Raw genomic sequence first — 19,690 nt, 5'->3', positions numbered from 1 at the left:
AAAACAGACCGCCAAGTGCTATACCTCGACCGCACGTTCCCTTCCCACCCTAGGCGCGCCCGAGGTCCTTCAGGCGCACCGCTCCGGGCGCGAAGCTGCTGGAGTCGATGGCGACGTCCATGTTCCCCAGGTCGATGGACTGCACCTGCCACAGCCGCCCCGCGAACTCGACGGTACCGCCGACCGGCACGTCGCGGAACGTGCCTCCGCCCTCCTTGCCCATCACCGTGCTGATGTCGCACCGCGGCGGGTCCGCGGCGATGTCGGTCACCACGATGGACTTGTCGACGCCGCTGTCGTCCCGCGAGTTGACCGGCACGTGCCAGAGCAACGACAGCACACCCGCGCGGGTGGTGGGCCAGTCGGACATCTTCCCTCCCGTCTCGGCCGGAGCGTGCAGCCCCGGGCCGGTCAGAACGACGCGGTAGGTGCAGATCTCCGCGACGGTGTACACATGCCCGGCGAGGGTGACGTGCTGTGCGACCTTCACCGTGTGCCGGATGGAACCGGTTGCCAGCTCCGCGGTGCGGCTGGTGCCGTCCGCGTGCGCCGCGTCGTAGGCCACTTCCGTGCCGCCGGGCAGGGCGGCCCTGGCGTGGAGCAGGACGTGCAGCCCCTGCGCCGCTTTCCGCCCCGCGCACTCCGGCCCCGGGTCCATGGACGCGGAGACGGAAGGGCTCGGTGGATGCCCGGCTGTCGTACCCGAGTTGCCGCACGCGGCCGCAGCCAGGAGGCAGATACCGGCCCCCACCGCCCGGGCCCGCTTCCTCGACACGTCCATCAGCCCACCGACAGCCGCTGCGGAGCGGTGAAGTAGTCGTGGTACTGCTGCGGCGTGACGGTGATGTCGCGGTCCGGCCCCCAGGGGTTGCCCAGGATCATGTTGCCGTCGCCGTCGAAGCCCTTCACATAGAAGACGTGCCGCGTCACGTACTTGTCGTTCCAGTGGGGATCGAGGCCCTTCGACTTCAGGTCGGCGTCGGACGGCGTGGCGACGATCACCGGATGGCTCGACTGGTACGCCTTCTTGACCCCGTCGAAGCCGCCATCGATCGACTTCGACTTGTCGCCGGTGACATAGGGCGGCGCCTTGTCGGTCTCGTCCCACTCGGTGGCGCCGTAGTCGCCCTGCTCCGTGCGGTCGTAGAGCGGGTCGTCCTCGTGGCCGTCCGGGGCGCCGCCCTTGTCGCCCGCGTACATCAGGGCGAACGCCTTCTCGTAGTAGGCCGGCCAGCTCTCTCCGGTGCCGTAGGCGGACACGGGGACGTCGTTGCCGTCCATCGGGATGTCCGGTGTGACCGTCACCCAGTGCATCTTGCCGCTCTTGTCCCAGATCCGCACGTTCACCGTGCCGTTGGGATTCCGCTTGATGCCGTCGGCGATGAACTTCGGGTCGGCCTGGGCGGTCGCCTCCAGCGACGCCATGTACCAGCAGTCGGCGATCTGGCCCTGTGACACCCCGGAGGCATCGACGGTCCCGGGGTTCTTGAACAGCGGGTCCGTCGGCATGCCGTAGTGCATGTCCGGTACGCCCTCGCCCCGCTGGGAGTTCTGGCCCTCCAGCCAGGCATCCGTCGTGTCGAATCCCGGCTGCACCGGGAAGGCCGCCTCGATCTTGGGCCAGTGCGTGGGCCCCGCCTTGGCCAGCAGCGAACTGGTGAGGTCGCGGTACTCGCCGGCGGGCAGGCCGTTGTCGTGGTCGAAAGGCCAGATGCCGCTGCTGCCGGTGTGGGCGGCGACGGTGTTGAAGTGGGCGAGGTCGCCGGCCGGGACCTTGTCCAGGAAGGCGTCGAGTTCCGCCGGGGTGAGCCCGTCCAGGTCGCCCTTGATCCGCTCCAGGTCCGAGCGGCCGGCGGTGTCCCCGGCGTCCTTGCCGTTGAGCTTCGCGAGGTCGCTCATCGCGGCGTTGATCTTCTTCTGGTCCGGCGCCGTCTCGTCGTCGAAGTAGAGCGAGGGGTCGATGTGGTAGCCGCCGTCGACGAGGGCCTTCACTCCGGTGAGCTGGGCGTTGCGGCGCTTCATCGACGCCTGGGTGCCGTCGAGCTCGCGGACCAGAGTGCCGGGCAGGCAGCGGTAGTTGCCGAAGAAGATCCCTCCCATCAGGTCGCCGACGAGCGGCTGGAGCAGGGAACTGGTGGTGACCGGTGTGCTGCCGTCGAGCAGTTCGTCGGCACGCGTGAGCAGGGCGGCGGTCCTGCGGTGCAGCCCACCCGCGCCCTCGCTCGCCTTCTGCAGGTCCCCGGCCAGCGTGGCGATCTTGTCGGTGTCGAAGCCGGCGAACTCCATCAGTGCGCCCCCTTCGCGGCCTCGTCCTCCAACGTCTGGGCCGCGTTCTCCCAGCGCTTGGCGTCGGCGACGAGGTCGGACGCCATCTGGTGGAGTGTGGACTTGCGCGAGCCGAGCATCGCGGTCGTCGTCTCGGCGTACGGGCCTTTCCAGATCCCGGAGTTGGCCTGGGCGACCGCACTGTCCAGATACGGCCCCAGAGAGCCCGCGATCGTGCGGGCGTCGCGCGCGCAGTCGCGTAAGTCGTTCGCTCGCTGCTTCTTCTGAGCGGGCGTCTCGCCCGGTTCGTCCGGCGCTCGTCCCATGTGGCACCCCCCGATGGACACAAAGTGGTGCCACCGTAGGGGGCGGGGGACGCGGATGGAGGGCGGACAGACCGGGCGTTACGGAACCGCAACGACCGTGACCGTCCGGTGACAACCAGTGATCACCGGCCGGGGGCGGGGCGTCAGTTGGCGTGGTTGACCTTGCGGGTGTGGAGTTGGCGGGCGACTTCGGCGATCGAGCCGGACAGCGAGGGGTAGACGGTGAAGGCGTTCGCGATCTGCTCGACGGTCAGGCTGTTGTCGACCGCGATCGAGATGGGGTGGATCAGCTCGCTGGCCTTGGGCGCGACCACCACGCCGCCGACCACGATCCCGGTCCCGGGGCGGCAGAAGATCTTGACGAAGCCGTCGCGGACGCCCTGCATCTTCGCCCGCGGGTTGCGCAGCAGCGGCAGCTTGACGACGTTCGCCTCGATCCGCTTGGCGTCGATGTCCGCCTGGGAGTAGCCGACGGTGGCGATCTCCGGGTCGGTGAAGACGTTGGAGGAGACGGTCTTGAGGTTGAGCGGGGCCACCGCGTCGCCGAGAAAGTGGTACATCGCGATCCGGCCCTGCATCGCGGCGACCGACGCGAGCGCGAAGACACCGGTGACGTCGCCGGCCGCGTAGACGCCGGGGGCGCTGGTGCGGGAGACCTTGTCCGTCTTGATGTGGCCGGCGTCGGTGAGCTTGACGCCCGCCTCCTCCAGGCCCATCCCGCCGGTGTTGGGGATCGCGCCGACCGCCATCAGGCAGTGCGTGCCCTCGATCACCCGGCCGTCGGCGAGCGCGACCTCGACCCGGTCGCCGACCCGCTTCACCGACTGCGCCCGGGAGCGCGCCATCACGTTCATGCCGCGGCGGCGGAAGACGTCCTCCAGGACTGCCGCCGCGTCCGGGTCCTCGCCCGGCAGCACCCGGTCCCGGGAGGAGACGAGGGTGACGCGCGCGCCGAGCGCCTGGTACGCGCCGGCGAACTCCGCGCCGGTGACGCCGGAGCCGACCACGACCAGCTCCTCCGGCAGCTCGTCGAGGTTGTAGACCTGCGTCCAGTTCAGGATGCGCTCGCCGTCGGGCAGCGCGTCCGGCAGCTCGCGCGGGCGCGCGCCGGTCGCGATCAGCACCGCCTCCGCGGTCAGCCGCTCGGTGCTGCCGTCGGCCGCCTCGACCACGACGCACCGGGTGCCCCCGGCGGTCTGGCACCCCTCCAGCCGGCCCCGGCCGCGCATCACCCGGGCGCCGGCCCGGGTCACGGCCGCGGTGATGTCATGCGACTGGGCGAGCGCGAGCCGCTTCACCCGGCGGTTGACCTTGCCGAGGTCCACCCCGACCACCCTGCCGGAACGTTCCAGCGGCGGCGCGTCGTCGCCGACGATGATGCCCAGCTCCTCGTAGGAGGAGTCGAAGGTCGTCATCACCTCGGCCGTGGCGATGAGCGTCTTGGACGGCACGCAGTCGGTCAGCACCGACGCACCGCCCAGCCCGTCGGTATCCACGACGGTCACCTCCGCGCCGAGCTGCGCCGCAACGAGCGCGGCCTCGTAGCCGCCGGGTCCGCCACCGATGATCACGATCCGAGTCACGTACCCCATTGTCCCGCACGTGCCAAGCGACCGCCGCCAGGGTCCCGCCCGTACGGCGGAAGGGCGCGCGGAAGCGATCGCGGAAAGAGCGCGCACCCCGCCCCTGACCTGCCGCCGACCCGCCTTCCGCTCCTTACGCCGGGTGAACCCCGCTCCCGTACTCTCGTGTCCATGTCGCTCTACGCCGCCTACGCCGGCAACCTCGACGCGCGGCTGATGACGCGCCGCGCCCCGCACTCCCCGCTGCGCGGCACCGGCTGGCTCGACGGGTGGCGGCTGACGTTCGGCGGCGAGCAGATGGGCTGGGAGGGCGCGCTGGCCACGCTCGTGGAGGCACCCGAGGAACAGGTCTTCGTCGGGCTCTACGACATCGCCGAGGTGGACGAGGAGTCGATGGACCGCTGGGAGGGCGTGCCCCTGGGCATCTACCGGCGCACGACCCTGCGGGTCCACACCCTCGACGGCGACGTGGCGGCCTGGCTGTACGTCCTCAACGACTACGAGGGCGGCCTGCCCTCCGCCCGCTACCTCGGCGAGATCGCCGACGCCGCCGAGTCCGCCGGGGCGCCCCACGACTACGTGATGGAGCTGCGCAAGCGGCCCTGCTGAGGCGGCGCAAGCGGCCCCGCTGAGGCGGCCCGCACGGCCCCGCCCACCCGGGTGGACGAGCGCCGACCCCCTCGTAGATGGTCGGAAGATCCGATTTCCCACCACCAGGTCTTCGCGGCGTCTACGCGCGTAGGGAAACACGGGTTACTCTCATCCGCGTGAACGCTTCCCCAGAACCCGATCCCTACGCCGCGGCCGAGGCCGCCGCCGCCCGCCTCCGCGAGCTGACCGGCGCCGACACACACGACGTGGCCCTCGTCATGGGCTCGGGCTGGGTGCCCGCCGCCGACGCACTCGGCGCCCCCGACCACGAGGTACCGGTCACCGATCTGCCCGGCTTCCCCGAGCCCGCCGTCGCCGGGCACTCCGGACAGGTCCGCTCGGTACGGATCGGCGCGGTGCGCGCCCTCGTCTACCTCGGCCGCACCCACCTCTACGAAGGGCGCGGCGTCGACACCGTCGTCCACGGCGTCCGCACCGCCGTCGCCGCCGGCTGCAAGACCATCGTCCTCACCAACGGCTGCGGGGGGCTGCGCCCCGGCTTCCTCCCCGGGCAGCCCGTCCTCATCAGCGACCACATCAACCTCACCGCCACCTCGCCCCTGCGCGGGCCGCGCTTCGTCGACCTCACCGACCTCTACTCGCCGCGGCTGCGGACGCTGTGCCGCGAGGTCGACCCCACCCTGGAGGAAGGCGTCTACGTCCAACTGCCCGGGCCGCACTACGAGACGCCCGCCGAGATCGGGATGGTGCGGGCGATAGGCGGGGACCTCGTCGGGATGTCCACCGCCCTCGAGGCGATCGCTGCGCGCGAGGCGGGGGCCGAGGTGCTCGGGATCTCCCTCGTCACCAACCTCGCGGCCGGGATGACCGGGGCGCCCCTCAACCACGAGGAGGTCCTCGAGGCGGGGAGGGTTTCCGCGACGCGCATGGGGGCGCTCCTCTGCGAGGTGCTGGGCCGCCTCTGAACGGTGCCCATCCCGCCCGCCCGCCCCTTTGCCCTCAAACGCCGGGCGGGCTGAATTGGCTCGCCCAGACCCGCATGTCTGCCCTCAAACGCCGGGCAGGCTGATCATCGGTACCCGCCACAAACAAGCCCGCCCGGCGTTTGAGGGCAGGCAGACGGCACAACCCGCGCAAACACCGAGCCCGCCCGGCGATTGAGGGCAGGCAGACAGCACAACCCGCACAAACCCCGAGCCCGCCCGGCGATTGAGGGCAGGCGAGACCGGAAGAAGGTGAACCGACGGTGCGGCTGGAGCCCACGCAGTGGATCGCTGAGGACCCCGACCCCGAAACCCGCGCTGAGCTGGAGGCTCTGGTAGGGGCCGCGGCGGAGGGCGACGAGGAGGCCCGGGCGGATGTGGCGGACCGTTTCCGGGGGACCCTGGAGTTCGGTACCGCCGGGCTGCGCGGGGCGATGGGCGCGGGCCCGATGCGGATGAACCGGGTGGTGGTGATGCGCGCCGCGGCCGGCCTGGCCGCGTACGTGAAGGACGCGTTCCCGGACCACCCGGGCGGCGGCCTGGTCGTGATCGGGTACGACGCACGGCACAGGTCGGAGCGCTTCGCCCGGGACACCGCGGCGGTGCTGACGGGTGCGGGTCTGCCCGCGGCGGTGCTGCCGCGCCCGCTGCCGACCCCGGTCCTGGCGTTCGCGATCCGCCATCTCGGCGCCGCCGCGGGCGTGATGGTCACCGCGAGCCACAACCCGCCGCAGGACAACGGCTACAAGGTGTACCTCGGCGACGGCTCGCAGATCGTGCCGCCCGCGGACGCGGAGATCGCCGCGCGGATCGCGGCGGTGGGCCCGTTGAAGACGGTGCCGACCCCCGAGGACGGCTGGACCGTGCTGGGCGAGGAGGTCGTGGCGGCGTACCTGGAGCGCGCGGTGGGGGTCGTCGCGCCGGGCGGCCCGCGCGAGGTGTCCACCGTGTACACGCCGATGCACGGGGTCGGCCTGGAGACGCTGCGCGCCGCGTTCGACCGGGCCGGCTTCCCCGCGCCCGCGGTGGTGCCGCGGCAGGCGGAGCCCGACCCGGACTTCCCGACGGTGGCGTTCCCCAACCCCGAGGAACCCGGTGCGATGGACCTCGCGTTCGAGGCCGCCCGCGCGCACGGCCCGGACCTGGTGATCGCCAACGACCCGGACGCGGACCGCTGCGCGGCGGCCGTACCGGACCCGAACGCGCCCGGCGGCTGGCGGATGCTGCGCGGCGACGAGCTGGGTGTGCTGCTCGCGGTCCACCTGGTGCGGCGCGAGGTGGCTGTACCGGGCCGGGACACCTTCGCGGCGAGCATCGTCTCCTCGTCGCTGCTGTCGAAGATCGCCGCCCGCGCCGGCCTCGGCTACGCCGACACCCTCACCGGTTTCAAGTGGATCTCCCGCGTGCCGGGCCTGCGCTACGGCTACGAGGAGGCGCTCGGCTACTGCGTCGACCCGGCGGGGGTGCGCGACAAGGACGGGATCACCGCGGCGCTGATGGTCGCCGAACTCGCCGCCGACCTGAAGCGGGAGGCCCATACGCTCGGCGACCTGCTCGACGAGCTCGCCCTCGAGCACGGGCTGCACGCCACCGACCAGCTCTCCGCGCGGGTCGCGGACCTGTCGCTGATCGGCGCGGCCATGGAGCGCCTGCGGGCGCACCCCCCGGCCTCCCTCGCGGGGCTGGACGTCACCGGCGTCGACGACCTGGCCGCCGGGTCGGCGGAGTTGCCGCCCACCGACGGCCTGCGCTACCGCCTGGCCGGGCCCGGGGTGGACGGTGCCCGGGTGGTGGTCCGGCCCAGCGGCACCGAGCCGAAGCTCAAGTGCTACCTGGAGGTGGTGGTGCCGGTCGCCGCCGCCGCGGCCCTGCCCGCGGCCCGCGCCGCCGCGGCCGGCCTGCTCACCGCCCTCAAGCGCGACCTGGCGGCCGCGGCGGGCATCTGAACCGGCGTACGGGGGAACGGGAGGTACCGGTCCCGTTCAGGCGGCTGTCTCAGGCGGTGGCCGCCAGCACCGCCAGCACGATCGCGCCGGCCACCGATGGCGCGATGACCTCGTAGCACCAGCGGATCACCGGGTGCGCCTGCTCCTCCTCGCCCGGCCGCACCTCGTGGCGGTCGGCCAGTTCGCGCAGTTCGTACACCGCGCGGTCGGACGGCGCCCGTACGGTGCCGTCGGCGTCCGGTTGCCCCGGGCGGCGGCGCGGGATCGGGCCGAACGGGTCGCGGCGGCCGCCCCCGGACTGGGCCCGCTCGGTCTGCTTGGCCGCGCTCTTGCGGGCCCGCACCGACACCGGGATCGCCCAGAGCTGGAACTTGCGGCCGCCGGCCAGCATCTCCGTCGAGTAGCCGGAGCGGATGCTCTCCACGCCGGGCCACGGCACCGTGATCGTACGGAAGGGGTTGCGCACCCGGATGCGGTCGTCGTTGGCGTAGACCACCGGGCGCAGGGTGAACGCCACGATCAGGGGGACCGCGCAGAGCATCGCGGCGAGCGCGAGCCACGGGGTGTGGCCGGTGCCGCGGGCGACCGCGTCGCCCCCGATCCACCCCACCAGGACGAGCAGCAGCACACCGCCCACGACCCCCGCGACCGAGCGGTAGGCGCGGTCGGCGTACTTCGGCTGCCCGTCCCCGGCCGCGGCCGGACCCGAGCGGTCCTTCTTCGAGCTCGTCATCCCCCGATTCTGCCTCACGGCGCGCCGGACCCCCCGGTCTGCCCCGTCCGCGGGGCTGCGGGACCTTGCGGTGGGTGGGTGCCCCTGACCCTCCCGGCTGCCCCGCCCGGTGAGTGCCGGGACCACCTCCCGGTGGGTGGGCCCTCCAGGCTGCCCCGTCATGCGGGTGCCGGGGCCTTGCTGTCGCCACGGGCTGGTCGCGCAGTTCCCCGCGCCCCTGGTAATGCTCGGCTCCTCCCGCGAAAGAAGCTCGCGCCCCAAAGGGGCGCGGGGAACGGCGCGCGCAACAGGTCACCGGCCCGCCGCCGGGCACGCGCCACAACCACAACGGCGAGAGCCCGAGGGGCGCGGGGAACGGCGCGGTCAGCCGGACGCCGGGGGGTGGTCCCGGGACGGGGGAAGCGCGCACCCCGGGGGGACTGGCCGACCTGTTACGCGCGTAGATATGGTGATGTGGTGACCATGTCCTCCGAAGTTCCCCCGCCCCCTCCCGACGTCGCCGACGCCGTCGGCGTGCCCGGCACCCCCGGCATCCCCGGCGTGCCCGGCCTCGCGGACGTCGCCTCTTCCGCCCAGGCCCTGCGCAGCTACCTGCACGGACTGCCCGGCGTGGACGCCGTCGGCCTGGAGGCGCGGGCGGCAGCCCTGGGTACGCGCTCGATCAAGACGACCGCGAAGGCGTACGCGATCGACCTGGCGATCTCGATGATCGACCTGACCACGCTGGAAGGCGCGGACACGGCCGGCAAGGTCCGCGCCCTGTGCGCGAAGGGCGTCCGCCCGGACCCCACCGACCGTACGGCCCCGCGCGTCGCGGCGATCTGCGTGTACGGCGACATGGTCGCGACCGCGAAAGAGGCGCTGGCGGCGGCGGGCGGCGAGCAGGTGCACGTCGCCGCGGTGGCGACCGCGTTCCCCTCCGGCCGGGCCGCGCGCCGCGTGAAGCTCGCGGACACCGCGGAGGCGGTCGCGGCGGGCGCGGACGAGATCGACATGGTGATCGACCGCGGCGCGTTCCTGTCCGGCCGCTACCTGGACGTCTTCGAGGAGATCCGGGAGGTGCGGGCGGCCTGTGTCCGCCCCGACGGCACCCGCGCCCACCTGAAGGTGATCTTCGAGAACGGCGAGCTGTCGACGTACGACAACATCCGCCGCTGCTCGTGGCTGGCGATGCTCGCGGGCGCGGACTTCATCAAGACCTCGACCGGCAAGGTCGGGGTGAACGCCACCCCGGCGAACACCCTGGTGATGCTGGAGGCGGTCCGCGACTTCCGCCGCGCGACCGGCGTGCAGATCGGGGTGAAGCCGGCCGGCGGCATCCGTACCGCGAAGGACGCGGTGAAGTACCTGGTGATGGTGAACGAGACCCTGGGCGACGACTGGCTGTCGCCGCAGTGGTTCCGCTTCGGCGCCTCCAGCCTCCTCAACGACCTGCTGATGCAGCGGCAGAAGCTCAGCACCGGCCGGTACTCCGGTCCCGACTACGTCACGGTGGACTGATCCCTCATGGCAGACCAGAAGTTCGCGTACGCGCCCGCGCCGGAGTCCCGCGCGGTCGTGGAACTCGCGCCCTCGTACGGCTTGTTCGTGGACGGCGAGTTCACCGAGGCCGCCGACGGCCGGGTCTTCAAGACCGTCTCCCCCGCCACCGAGGAGGTGCTCGCGGAGGTCGCGCGGGCCGGTGAGGCGGACGTCGACCGCGCGGTGCGGGCGGCGCGCAAGGCGTTCGGGAAGTGGTCGGCGCTGCCGGGCGCCGAGCGCGGCAAGTACCTCTTCCGGATCGCCCGCATCCTCCAGGAGCGGGCCCGGGAGCTGGCGGTGCTGGAGACGCTGGACAACGGCAAGCCGATCCGCGAGACCAGGGACGTGGACCTGCCGCTGGTGGCGGCGCACTTCTTCTACTACGCGGGCTGGGCGGACAAGCTGGAGTACGCCGGCTGCGGGCCCGCCCCGCGGCCGCTGGGCGTGGCCGGGCAGGTCATCCCGTGGAACTTCCCGCTGCTGATGCTGGCGTGGAAGGTCGCGCCGGCGCTGGCCGCGGGCAACACGGTGGTACTCAAGCCGGCCGAGACCACTCCGCTGAGCGCGCTGTTCTTCGCGGACGTGTGCCGCCAGGCGGGCCTGCCGCGCGGGGTGGTCAACATCCTCACCGGCTACGGCGACGCGGGCGCGGCGCTGGTCGCGCACGAGGGCGTGGACAAGGTCGCGTTCACCGGGTCGACGGAGGTCGGCAAGGCGATCGCCCGCACGGTGGCGGGCAGCCGCAAGAAGGTGACGCTGGAGCTGGGCGGCAAGGCGGCGAACATCGTCTTCGACGACGCGCCGGTCGACCAGGCCGTCGAGGGCATCGTCAACGGGATCTTCTTCAACCAGGGCCATGTGTGCTGCGCCGGGTCGCGGCTGCTGGTCCAGGAGTCGGTGCAGGAGGAGGTGCTGGACGCGCTGAAGCGGCGGATGGGCACCTTGCGGGTGGGCGACCCGCTGGACAAGAACACCGACATCGGCGCGATCAACTCCGCCGAGCAGCTGGCCCGGATCACCGAGCTGGCCGCGGCGGGCGAGGCGGAGGGCGCCGAGCGGTGGGCGCCGGCGTGCGAACTGCCCACGTCCGGCTACTGGTTCGCGCCGACGTTGTTCACCGGGGTGACGCAGGCGCACCGGATCGCGCGGGAGGAGATCTTCGGCCCGGTGCTGTCGGTGCTGACCTTCCGCACCCCGGCGGAGGCGGTGGAGAAGGCGAACAACACGCCGTACGGGCTGTCCGCGGGGATCTGGACGGAGAAGGGTTCGCGCATCCTGGCGATGGCGGACCGGCTGCGGGCGGGGGTGGTGTGGGCGAACACGTTCAACAAGTTCGACCCCACCTCGCCGTTCGGCGGTTACAAGGAGTCCGGCTACGGCCGGGAGGGCGGCCGGCACGGCCTGGCGGCGTACCTCGCCGAGGAAGGGGAGCTGGACCGATGACGGAGTCCGAGCGTACTGAGGGTGCGGCGCGGCTGAGCGTCCTGAAGACCTACAAGCTGTACGTCGGGGGGAAGTTCCCCCGTTCCGAGAGCGGCCGGGTGTACGAGGTGACGGAGTCCAAGGGCGGCGGCAGTGGTCGCGGCCGCGGCAAGGGCGGGGGCGGCGGGGCGTGGCTGGCGAACGCGCCGCTCGCCTCGCGCAAGGACGCGCGGGACGCGGTGGTGGCCGCGCGCAAGGCGTTCGCGGGCTGGTCGGGCGCGACGGCGTACAACCGCGGGCAGGTGCTGTACCGCGTCGCGGAGATGCTGGAGGGCCGGCGCGAGCAGTACGTCCGCGAGGTCGGCGAGGCGGAGGGGCTGTCCCGGGCGAAGGCCGGCGCGGTGGTGGACGCGGCGGTGGACCGCTGGGTCTGGTACGCCGGCTGGACGGACAAGGTCGCTCAGGTGGTAGGGGGCGCCAACCCGGTTGCCGGTCCTTACTTCAACCTGTCCACCCCGGAGCCGACCGGCGTGGTGGCCGTCCTCGCGCCGCAGGACTCGTCCCTGCTCGGGCTGGTCTCCGTCCTCGCGCCGGTGATCGCCACCGGCAACACCGCGGTGGTGGTCGCCGCCGAGCGCGCGCCCCTGCCCGCCCTCTCCCTCGGCGAGGTGCTGGCGACCTCCGACGTCCCCGGCGGCGTGGTCAACATCCTCTCCGGCCGCACCGCCGAGCTCGCGGCGCCGCTCGCTGCCCACCAGGACGTCAACGCGATCGACCTCACCGGCGCGGCTCCCGAACTCGCCGCCGAACTCGAGGCCGCCGCCGCCGACAACCTCAAGCGCGTCCGCCGCCCCTCCCCCGCCGAGACCTGGACCGCCTCCCCGGGCACCTCCCGCCTCACCGCCTGGCTCGAGACCAAAACCGTCTGGCACCCCACCGGCGTCTGACCCCGGGCCCCGGTTCCCCGCCGGACCACCCCCCCGGTCACCCCGCGGCGACGTTCAGTCGGTCGCCTTGGGGTGACCGGTACCGGCGTAGGTGATCCATGCGGTCCGCGTGTCATCGTCCACGAGATACCAGATGCGTCCGCCCGACGTGACTTCGTACTGCCAGCGTTCCAGCGAGCAGCCCTTGAAGACGCCGCTCCCGAGGGAACCCTTCAAGCGGTGGTGGCGCGTGGGCTGGTCCGTGGCGCGGGGTGCCGCACGGATACGGTCGAACGCCCGTCGGAGGTTGCCCGCGGCCTGTCGGGCCAACTGCTCCCATCCGTCGGCCGCTTCGGCGCTGGCGAAGCGCAGGTCGTACTCGGTGCCGACCGGAGGCGGCGCGGCGCGGTCACCGCGTTTGGGTGTCATGCGCCGTTCTCCGGAACGGGCACCGGCCCGAGGTCTCCCTCGGGTTCGCGGGTGAGGAGGGCATGCAGTGCCGGGTCCGCGTGGACCTCGGCGGTGTGGCGCCACTGGGCGAGCAGCAGCGCGATCGGCGCGAGGTTGTCCAGAGCCAGCGCCCCGCGTGCGGTGGCCACCAACTCGGACAGCAGCGCGTCGATGTCGTCCGCGGGCAGAAACGTGCTCCACGGCAGCGCTTCGGGCAGCACCTGCCGCAGTGCGGCGATGTTCTCGCTCCGCACCAGGCCGGCCAGCAGCCGGGCGGAGAAGTCGACGACGGTGGCGTCCTGCTCCATCTGCGTCACGCTCATCAAGGCCAGGTCTTCCGCGTCGCGTCGCCGCAGTCTGAGCGCACGCACGGCGTCGAGCCTGCGCGCGGTCGCCGCCGGATGATGCAGCAGTTCGCTGAACGGAACGTCCTCGTAGGCAGAGGTCATGACATCCACACTACTTCGGATGTCCCTCTCGCGCACGGGCTTCCTCCGTCCGGGCGGCCGGTCAGCGGGAGAGGGTGCGGCCGAAGCCGGCGGCCAGGGGCATGCGCAGGCCGAGGGGCGGCGGGGCCGCGAGGGCGTCGGCGACGGGGCGGGAGAAGGGGCGTTCGAGGAGGGTGCCGAGGACGAAGTCCGCGGCGAGCGCGGCCACTTCGTGGCGGTGGTGGTGCAGCCCGTGCCCGTCGGAGTGCACCTCGAACCGGCAGACCTCCCGGTTCCCCTTCTTCGCCCGCTCGGCGAGCTCGTACGACAGCTCGGGGTCGGTCGTGCTGTCGTCGGTGCCGTGCACGATCAGCACGTGCCGCCCGTTGAGCTGCTTCACCGGCTCGGGCTCGTCGCCCTCCGGCAGCCAGGGCGCGAGCGCGACGGCGGAGCGCACGGCGGGGTGCCCGGCGGCGTGCAGCGCCGCCCGCGCGCCCATGTCGGTCCCGAGCAGGCAGACGGGCACGTCGCCGTAGCGGCGTACGACCTCGCCGACCGCCCACTCCGCGTCCTCCGCGGGGTGCGCGTGCGCGCCGTTCCACCCGCGGAAGCGGTAGTGCACGACGTGCGCGGCCACCCCGTCGGCCGCACCGACCCGCACCAGGTGCCGGGTCAGCGGCCACATCGCGGCCGCGGCCATCGGCGAACGCCGCCGGGTGCTCAGCGCGTTGCCGCCGGGCAGCGCGAGCACCACCGCGCGCACGGTCGGCACCTCGGTGTGCTGCCCCTGCTGCCGTGGTGTGCGCCCGGGTGCCACCTGCCGCCCGAGTCGTGCGCCACGCGCCGGTAATGCTTGCGAAGCCATGGCGCAACGATGGCAGACAGGAGGGTGTGCGTTCGATGGCCAGGCGGAAAATAGTTGCCTGGAAGGCGATATCTACGCGCGTAGGGGCTATCGTTCGAGGATGGAGAACGCCACGCCCACCCTCCCCTCGGGGGAGCAGATCCGCCGCGCCCCGAAAGTCCTGCTCCACGACCACCTCGACGGCGGCCTGCGCCCCGGCACGATCGTGGACATCGCCCGGGCGACCGGATACGAAGGGCTGCCCGAGACCGACCCGGACAAGCTCGGCCTGTGGTTCCGTGAGGCGGCCGACTCCGGTTCCCTCGAACGGTACCTGGAGACCTTCTCCCACACCTGCGCGGTGATGCAGACCCGCGACGCGCTGGTGCGGGTCGCCGCCGAGTGCGCGCAGGACCTGGCGGCCGACGGCGTGGTCTACGCCGAGGTGCGCTACGCCCCCGAGCAGCACCTGGAGGGCGGGCTGTCGCTGGAGGAGGTCGTCGAGGCGGTCAACGAGGGCTTCCGCGACGGCGAGCGGCGGGCGCGCGAGGCGGGCCACCGGATCAGGGTGGGCGCGCTGCTCACCGCGATGCGGCACGCCGCCCGCTCCCAGGAGATCGCCGAACTCGCCAACCGCTACCGGGACCTGGGCGTCGTCGGCTTCGACATCGCCGGCGCCGAGGCGGGCTTCCCGCCCACCCGGCACCTGGACGCGTTCGACTACCTCAAGCGCGAGAACAACCACTTCACCATCCACGCCGGGGAGGCGTTCGGCCTGCCGTCGATCTGGCAGGCCCTCCAGTGGTGCGGCGCCGACCGGCTCGGCCATGGTGTGCGGATCATCGACGACATCACCGTCGACGGCGACGGGGTGCACCTGGGCCGGCTCGCCTCCTACGTCCGCGACAAGCGGGTGCCGCTGGAGATGTGCCCCACCTCCAACCTCCAGACCGGCGCCGCCACCTCCTACCGCGAGCACCCCATCGGGCTGCTGCGGCGGCTGCACTTCCGGGTCACCGTCAACACCGACAACCGGCTGATGTCCGGCACCAGCATGAGCGAGGAGTTCGGCCACCTCGTCGAGGCGTTCGGCTACACGCTGGACGACATGCAGTGGTTCACCGTCAATGCGATGAAGTCGGCGTTCATCCCTTTTGATGAACGACTCGCCATGATCAACGAGGTGATCAAGCCCGGTTATGCGGCTCTGAAGGCCGAGTGGCTCTTCGCGGCGGGCGCCGCCGCACCCTCCGTGGCCAGCGGTTCCGCCGCCGAGCAGGGCTGAACCCGGCGCCGGCGCGGCGCGGCGCGCGGCGGGCGCAAAGCCGCGCCACGCCGGTTGCACACGGCGCGCCCGCGTCACTACGTTCTGTGCTCATGCAGACCCTCACCAAGAAGACCCTCACGACCGCCGTCCTCGGGCTGGCCGTCACCGCCGCTGCTGCGGGCACCGCGTCCGCGGCCGGGCTGGCGCAGTCGAGCGACGCCCTCGCGCCGGTCGGCTCGGCCGCCAACCTGCTGCCGGGTGCCGCCTCCACGGTGACCGGCGCGCAGACCGCGCTCAGCAACGGCACGTCCGCGCTGCCGACGGGCTCGGCCACCAGCCTGCTGCCGTCGGGCAACCACCTCTCCGGCAACTCCCTGGGCTCGGCCACCGGCCTGCTCGGCGGCCTGCCGATCGGCGGCTGACCCCGCAAGGGACCCCGCGGCCGGCGGCGGCCGCACTCCGCGGCGTTCCCCGTACCCCTTGCCGGGTGCGGGGAACGTCGTGCGTCGGGGCGGAGCGCCGGCGCGGCCCTACGGCATGCTGGCCGGGAGGGGTTCGTGGGCGGTCTGGGGGATCGGCGCGGCCTCGCGGAGGATACGGCGCCGGGCGGCCGGCACGATCAGCAGGTGCGCGGCGGCGACGCCCACCGTGTTGAGGATGAGGGCGTCCACGTCGAAGATCTGCCCGGGCACCATGGTCTGGGCGAACTCCACGAGCAGGGAGACCATCAGGCCGGCGAAGGTGGTGCGGACGAAAGACGCGAGCCCCGAGCTGTCCGCCCGGCCGCCGGCCATCGGCAGGAGCACGCCGAGGGGGGCCAGCAGCCCCAGCCCCGCGCCGAGCCGCCGGGCGGCTTGCAGGGGCCCCAGCGACAGGTCGTCGCGGATGGTGTCCAGCGGCTGGAGGTTGGGCGCGGACACCCACGCCACGTCGTGCGGCCGCAGGAGCTGCCACCCGACCAACACGAGATATGCGGCGGTGAGCAGCAGCCCGGCCGCGCGCACCCTGAAGACGAAGCCGTCGTGCCGCACGTTGTCGATGACGTCCGGGTCGCGCGCGCCGGTTCCCGGTCCGCCACCGCGACACGCCCGCCACCTGCGTGATCCCCATCACAAGCCGCGTGCGGGGCAGTTGCCACCGCCACCGGGCCCGGCGCGGGCGGTCAGCCGACCGCGGTGCCCGCGCCGTCCGCCGCGTCGGAACGGCTGCGCAGATCCGACGTGCAGGTGTAGGAGCGCAGCTTGGCGTCCTGCTCCGGGCCGCCGAGCACCACCGAGTGCCCGGGTGAGACCAGCGAGTCCGCGGTCAGCGTGCAGACCAGCTGCGCGAGCGCGAAGGACGGCAGGTCCTGCGGGCGGAGGTTGAGCAGCAGGGCGCCCTTGTGGCTGCCCGAGACGACCTCGACGACCTGGAGGGTGCCGGGCACGGCCGTGGAGAAGCCGGCCTTCGTCTCGGCGGTGCGCGGGCTCATCTGGAGCTGGGCGAGCAGCGTGCGGACCTCGCCGATCCGGTCGAGCCGGCCGTCGCGCACGTCGACGTACCGGCTGACCGGAGTGACCTGGGTGTTGCAGACCAGGTAGACCTTGTCGACCATCGTGTCCTGGCCCGGGGTGGCCGACGCGCCGGGCGGCGCGCACGCCACCCGGGAGGGCGCGGGCCCGTCGTCCACCGGCACGGTGGTGCTGCGGATGCCGCAGCCGGACAGCGCCGCCAGGGCCGCGCAGGAGGCCGCCAGGGCGGCCGTGGAGCCGCGCAGGGCACGCCGGCCCCCGGACCGCGGGGTGCCCGCGGGAGCGTTTCTCAGCGTCATCGCGCGCTCCCCGCGGGCCCGTCGGCGCCGCCCGCCGGTCCCGTACCGCCGTTGCCGTTGTTGCTGCCGCCGTTACCGCCGCCGTTGCTGCCGCCGCCGTTGCTGCCGCCGCCCTGGGCGTCGTCGTCGCCTTCCTCGGCGCGCGGCCGTACCGGCATCCGCAGGGTGAACACCGCGCCGCCGTCGGGGCTGTTGGCGGCCGTGATGTCGCCGCCGTGGATGTGCGCGTTCTCCATCGCGATGGACAGGCCGAGGCCGCTGCCCTCGGAGCGGGCGCGGGAGGCGTCGGCCTTGTAGAAGCGGTCGAAGACGTGCGGCAGGACGTCCTCGGGGATGCCCGGCCCGCGGTCGGAGACCACGATCACGATCTCGCCGTCCGCGCCGCCCTCCCGGCGCAGCGTGACCCGCACCGGGGAGCCGCCGTGCTTGAGGGCGTTGCCGATCAGGTTCGCCATGATCACGTCCAGGCGGCGCGGGTCGATCGTCGCCAGCACGCCGCGCGGCGCGTCCAGTTCGACCGAGTCCAGCCAGGCCCGCGCGTCCATGCACGCCATGATCATGTCGGCGACGTCGACCTCGTCGACCCGCAGCTTCGCCGTCCCGGCGTCGAACCGGGTGACCTCCATCAACGTCTCCACCAGTTCGTTCAGTCGCCGGGTCTCGCTGACCACCAGCCGTACCGCCGGGGCGATCATCGGGTCCAGCGCGTCCGCCTCGTCCTCCAGCACGTCGGTGACCGCGGTGATCGCGGTGAGCGGGGTGCGCAGTTCGTGCGACATGTCGGCCACGAAGCGGCGGCTGGCCGCCTCCCGGGCCCGCAACTCCTCGACCCGGCCCTCCAGTTGCTCGGCCGCGTTGTTGAAGGTCATGGACATCTCGGCGAGTTCGTCGGTGCCCGACACCTTCAGCCGCGTGTCCAGTTGCCCTTCGCCCAGCCGCTTCGCGGCCTCACCCAGCCGCCGCACCGGGCGCAGCACCGCGGAGCCGGCCGCCTGCGCCAGCAGGGCCGCCCCGATCAGCGCCAGCAGCGTGGCGATGCCCAGCGACCAGGCCAGCGAGTTGAGGTCCTTGCGCTCGGCGTCCAGCGACTTGAGCATGTAGCCGGTCGGGCCGTCGTCGTTGATCCGCGCACCGGCCACCAGGTAGGGGTGGCCGGCCAGGGATATCCGCTCCCAGTGCAGGTGGTAGCGGTTGTCGTCCTTCGTGTGCTTGGTGTTGACCGCCCGCACCAGCGACGCGGGCACGTCGTCCATCGAGAACGTGCTGCCCTCGGAGCGCTCCGCGCACCGCTGGTCCGACGTGATGTCGAGCAGGATGACCTGGTAGGTGTCCGGGCCGCCGATCCGGTTCGCCGCCGCGGCCACCGACTCGCAGGTGGGCTCCACCGGCAGCGAGGCGGCGTTGCGCTGGAGCGAGTCGCGGAAGTCGTCCAGCGCGCTGTTCTGCGCCCGGGTCAGCACCGCGTCGCGGTTGAGCCAGTACGCGATCCCCGACACCGACACCGCCGCGGTGAGCGCCACCAGCGCGAACACCCCGATCAGCCGCAGCCGCAGGCTGGTCCAGCGCAGCAGCCAGAACGGGCTGCCCTGAGCACGTTTCACTGAGGCGTGTCCAGGCGGTAGCCGACACCGCGCACGGTACGGATCAGCGTCGGCGACGACGGCACGTCCTCGATCTTCGCGCGCAGCCGCTGGACACACGCGTCCACCAGCCGCGAGTCGCCCAGGTAGTCGTGCTCCCACACCAGCCGCAGCAACTGCTGCCGCGACAGCGCCTGCCCCGGCCGGCGGCTCAGCTCCAGCAGCAGCCTCAGCTCGGTCGGCGTGAGCTGAAGGTCCTGGCCATCCTTGGTCACCGTCATCGCGCTGCGGTCGATCACGATCGCCCCGAACGCCGCCGAGTCCGTGCTGTCGCGCTCCCCGCGCCGCAGCACCGCCCGAATCCGCGCGTCCAGCACCCGCGGCTGCACCGGCTTGATCACGTAGTCGTCCGCGCCGGACTCCAGCCCCACGACCACGTCGATGTCATCACTGCGCGCGGTCAGCAGGATGATCGGCAGCTGGTCGGTCCGCCGGATACGCCGGCACACCTCGAAGCCGTCGATCCCCGGCAGCATCACGTCCAACACGATCAGGTCCGGGCGCTGCTCCTTGAGCAGCTTCAGCCCGTCCTCTCCCGTCGCAGCGGCCACCACACGGTGACCCTGCCGCGACAGGCCGAGTTCAAGACCCGTACGGATGGCGTCGTCATCCTCGATCAGCAACAGGAAAGGCACGGGCGCCATTGTTGCCTACTCGGGCACCTGAGCGGGAAGGGGTCTCACCCTCCTTTCATCTCCCCCACATCCACCGCCGACCACCACAGCTCAACCAAGGAAGTCCAGAAGCAACCCAGGGGCGCGGGGAACTGCGCGACCAGCCCCCACCGACAGGTGGTCCCGGAACCGACAGAAACCCCCCAGTACGCGGGCGGCCAGCGCAGGAAGTCCCGACAGTTACCCAGGGGCGCGAGGAACCGCGCGAGAACCCCCCACCGACAGGTGGTCCCTCAGCCGACAGCACCCCCCACCCCGGA

20 protein-coding genes are annotated in these 19,690 nt (G+C 72.7%); 8 read left to right on the top strand and 12 right to left on the bottom strand.

Going from position 1 to position 19,690, the window contains the following annotated elements; all coding sequences use genetic code 11:
- Positions 1-49: 49 nt before the first annotated feature.
- From AC3ERT_RS04195 to AC3ERT_RS04180, 4 genes are all read right to left on the bottom strand, one after another.
- On the bottom strand, positions 50-658 hold the full coding sequence (locus AC3ERT_RS04195; RefSeq protein WP_435172715.1) for a hypothetical protein: 609 nt from the start codon (positions 656-658) through the stop codon (positions 50-52).
- A 122-nt stretch (positions 659-780) separates the two neighbouring features.
- Positions 781-2,286 carry a C2 family cysteine protease gene (locus AC3ERT_RS04190; protein WP_435172713.1) on the bottom strand — a complete coding sequence of 502 codons (1,506 nt, stop codon included), beginning with the start codon at positions 2,284-2,286 and terminating at the stop codon, positions 781-783.
- Positions 2,286-2,591, bottom strand: a complete 306-nt coding sequence (locus AC3ERT_RS04185; RefSeq protein WP_335981719.1) for a hypothetical protein — start codon at positions 2,589-2,591, stop codon at positions 2,286-2,288. Before AC3ERT_RS04185 ends, AC3ERT_RS04190 begins: the two co-directional genes overlap by 1 nt.
- 143 nt (positions 2,592-2,734) lie before the next feature.
- Positions 2,735-4,183, bottom strand: a complete 1,449-nt coding sequence (locus tag AC3ERT_RS04180) for an NAD(P)H-quinone dehydrogenase (protein ID WP_335981721.1) — start codon at positions 4,181-4,183, stop codon at positions 2,735-2,737.
- A gap of 162 nt (positions 4,184-4,345) precedes the next feature.
- Here AC3ERT_RS04180 and AC3ERT_RS04175 point away from each other — a divergent pair, with 162 nt between their 5' ends.
- From AC3ERT_RS04175 to AC3ERT_RS04165, 3 genes are all read left to right on the top strand, one after another.
- A complete protein-coding gene (locus tag AC3ERT_RS04175; RefSeq protein ID WP_335981722.1) occupies positions 4,346-4,783 on the top strand; it encodes a gamma-glutamylcyclotransferase family protein in 438 nt (145 codons plus the stop codon).
- 158 nt (positions 4,784-4,941) lie between these two features.
- Positions 4,942-5,751: a purine-nucleoside phosphorylase gene (locus tag AC3ERT_RS04170; protein WP_335981724.1), complete on the top strand. Its 810-nt coding sequence runs from the start codon at positions 4,942-4,944 to the stop codon at positions 5,749-5,751.
- A gap of 281 nt (positions 5,752-6,032) precedes the next feature.
- Entirely contained in the window at positions 6,033-7,715 is a 1,683-nt protein-coding gene (locus tag AC3ERT_RS04165; RefSeq protein WP_435172711.1) for a phospho-sugar mutase, read from the top strand.
- 49 nt (positions 7,716-7,764) lie between these two features.
- On the opposite strand, the gene AC3ERT_RS04160 is transcribed toward AC3ERT_RS04165, so the two are convergent.
- A complete protein-coding gene (locus AC3ERT_RS04160) occupies positions 7,765-8,448 on the bottom strand; it encodes a PH domain-containing protein (RefSeq protein ID WP_435172710.1) in 684 nt (227 codons plus the stop codon).
- A gap of 462 nt (positions 8,449-8,910) precedes the next feature.
- Here AC3ERT_RS04160 and deoC point away from each other — a divergent pair, with 462 nt between their 5' ends.
- The 3 genes from deoC to AC3ERT_RS04145 are packed head-to-tail and all read left to right on the top strand — an operon-like array spanning position 8,911 to position 12,338.
- Positions 8,911-9,948: a deoxyribose-phosphate aldolase gene (gene deoC / locus AC3ERT_RS04155; protein ID WP_435172848.1), complete on the top strand. Its 1,038-nt coding sequence runs from the start codon at positions 8,911-8,913 to the stop codon at positions 9,946-9,948.
- Positions 9,949-9,954: 6 nt separating this feature from the next.
- On the top strand, positions 9,955-11,412 hold the full coding sequence (locus tag AC3ERT_RS04150; protein ID WP_335981730.1) for an aldehyde dehydrogenase family protein: 1,458 nt from the start codon (positions 9,955-9,957) through the stop codon (positions 11,410-11,412).
- Complete coding sequence (locus tag AC3ERT_RS04145) at positions 11,409-12,338, top strand: aldehyde dehydrogenase family protein (RefSeq protein ID WP_335981731.1); 930 nt, start codon at positions 11,409-11,411, stop codon at positions 12,336-12,338. Before AC3ERT_RS04150 ends, AC3ERT_RS04145 begins: the two co-directional genes overlap by 4 nt.
- A gap of 54 nt (positions 12,339-12,392) precedes the next feature.
- Here the strand turns inward: AC3ERT_RS04145 and AC3ERT_RS04140 are convergent, their stop codons facing one another.
- The 3 genes from AC3ERT_RS04140 to AC3ERT_RS04130 form a co-directional block, all read right to left on the bottom strand.
- The gene (locus tag AC3ERT_RS04140; protein WP_435124845.1) at positions 12,393-12,746 is read right to left on the bottom strand and encodes a hypothetical protein; all 354 of its coding nucleotides are present in this window, start codon (positions 12,744-12,746) and stop codon (positions 12,393-12,395) included.
- Positions 12,743-13,216, bottom strand: coding sequence for a hypothetical protein (locus tag AC3ERT_RS04135; protein WP_435172709.1), 474 nt, complete (start codon positions 13,214-13,216; stop codon positions 12,743-12,745). The genes AC3ERT_RS04140 and AC3ERT_RS04135 overlap by 4 nt, the downstream gene beginning before the upstream one ends.
- Before the next feature lie 61 nt (positions 13,217-13,277).
- Positions 13,278-14,060, bottom strand: coding sequence for a dienelactone hydrolase family protein (locus tag AC3ERT_RS04130; protein WP_335981733.1), 783 nt, complete (start codon positions 14,058-14,060; stop codon positions 13,278-13,280).
- Between the two features lie 100 nt (positions 14,061-14,160).
- Between AC3ERT_RS04130 and AC3ERT_RS04125 the strand changes: the two genes are divergently transcribed.
- A complete protein-coding gene (locus AC3ERT_RS04125) occupies positions 14,161-15,324 on the top strand; it encodes an adenosine deaminase (protein WP_335981735.1) in 1,164 nt (387 codons plus the stop codon).
- A gap of 92 nt (positions 15,325-15,416) precedes the next feature.
- The gene (locus AC3ERT_RS04120; protein ID WP_335981737.1) at positions 15,417-15,728 is read left to right on the top strand and encodes a hypothetical protein; all 312 of its coding nucleotides are present in this window, start codon (positions 15,417-15,419) and stop codon (positions 15,726-15,728) included.
- Positions 15,729-15,836: 108 nt separating this feature from the next.
- On the opposite strand, the gene AC3ERT_RS04115 is transcribed toward AC3ERT_RS04120, so the two are convergent.
- From AC3ERT_RS04115 to AC3ERT_RS04100, 4 genes are all read right to left on the bottom strand, one after another.
- Positions 15,837-16,337, bottom strand: coding sequence for a VanZ family protein (locus AC3ERT_RS04115; RefSeq protein WP_335981739.1), 501 nt, complete (start codon positions 16,335-16,337; stop codon positions 15,837-15,839).
- Positions 16,338-16,468: 131 nt separating this feature from the next.
- The gene (locus AC3ERT_RS04110; protein WP_435172707.1) at positions 16,469-17,116 is read right to left on the bottom strand and encodes a hypothetical protein; all 648 of its coding nucleotides are present in this window, start codon (positions 17,114-17,116) and stop codon (positions 16,469-16,471) included.
- On the bottom strand, positions 17,113-18,717 hold the full coding sequence (locus AC3ERT_RS04105; protein WP_435172705.1) for an ATP-binding protein: 1,605 nt from the start codon (positions 18,715-18,717) through the stop codon (positions 17,113-17,115). The genes AC3ERT_RS04110 and AC3ERT_RS04105 overlap by 4 nt, the downstream gene beginning before the upstream one ends.
- Positions 18,714-19,391, bottom strand: coding sequence for a response regulator (locus AC3ERT_RS04100; protein WP_335981745.1), 678 nt, complete (start codon positions 19,389-19,391; stop codon positions 18,714-18,716). The genes AC3ERT_RS04105 and AC3ERT_RS04100 overlap by 4 nt, the downstream gene beginning before the upstream one ends.
- Positions 19,392-19,690 lie beyond the last annotated feature (299 nt).

It is taken from the genome of Actinacidiphila sp. bgisy145 (genome assembly GCF_057708125.1).
Note: the sequence above shows the minus strand (reverse complement) of the source record. Positions and strands in the feature narration are given on the sequence as shown.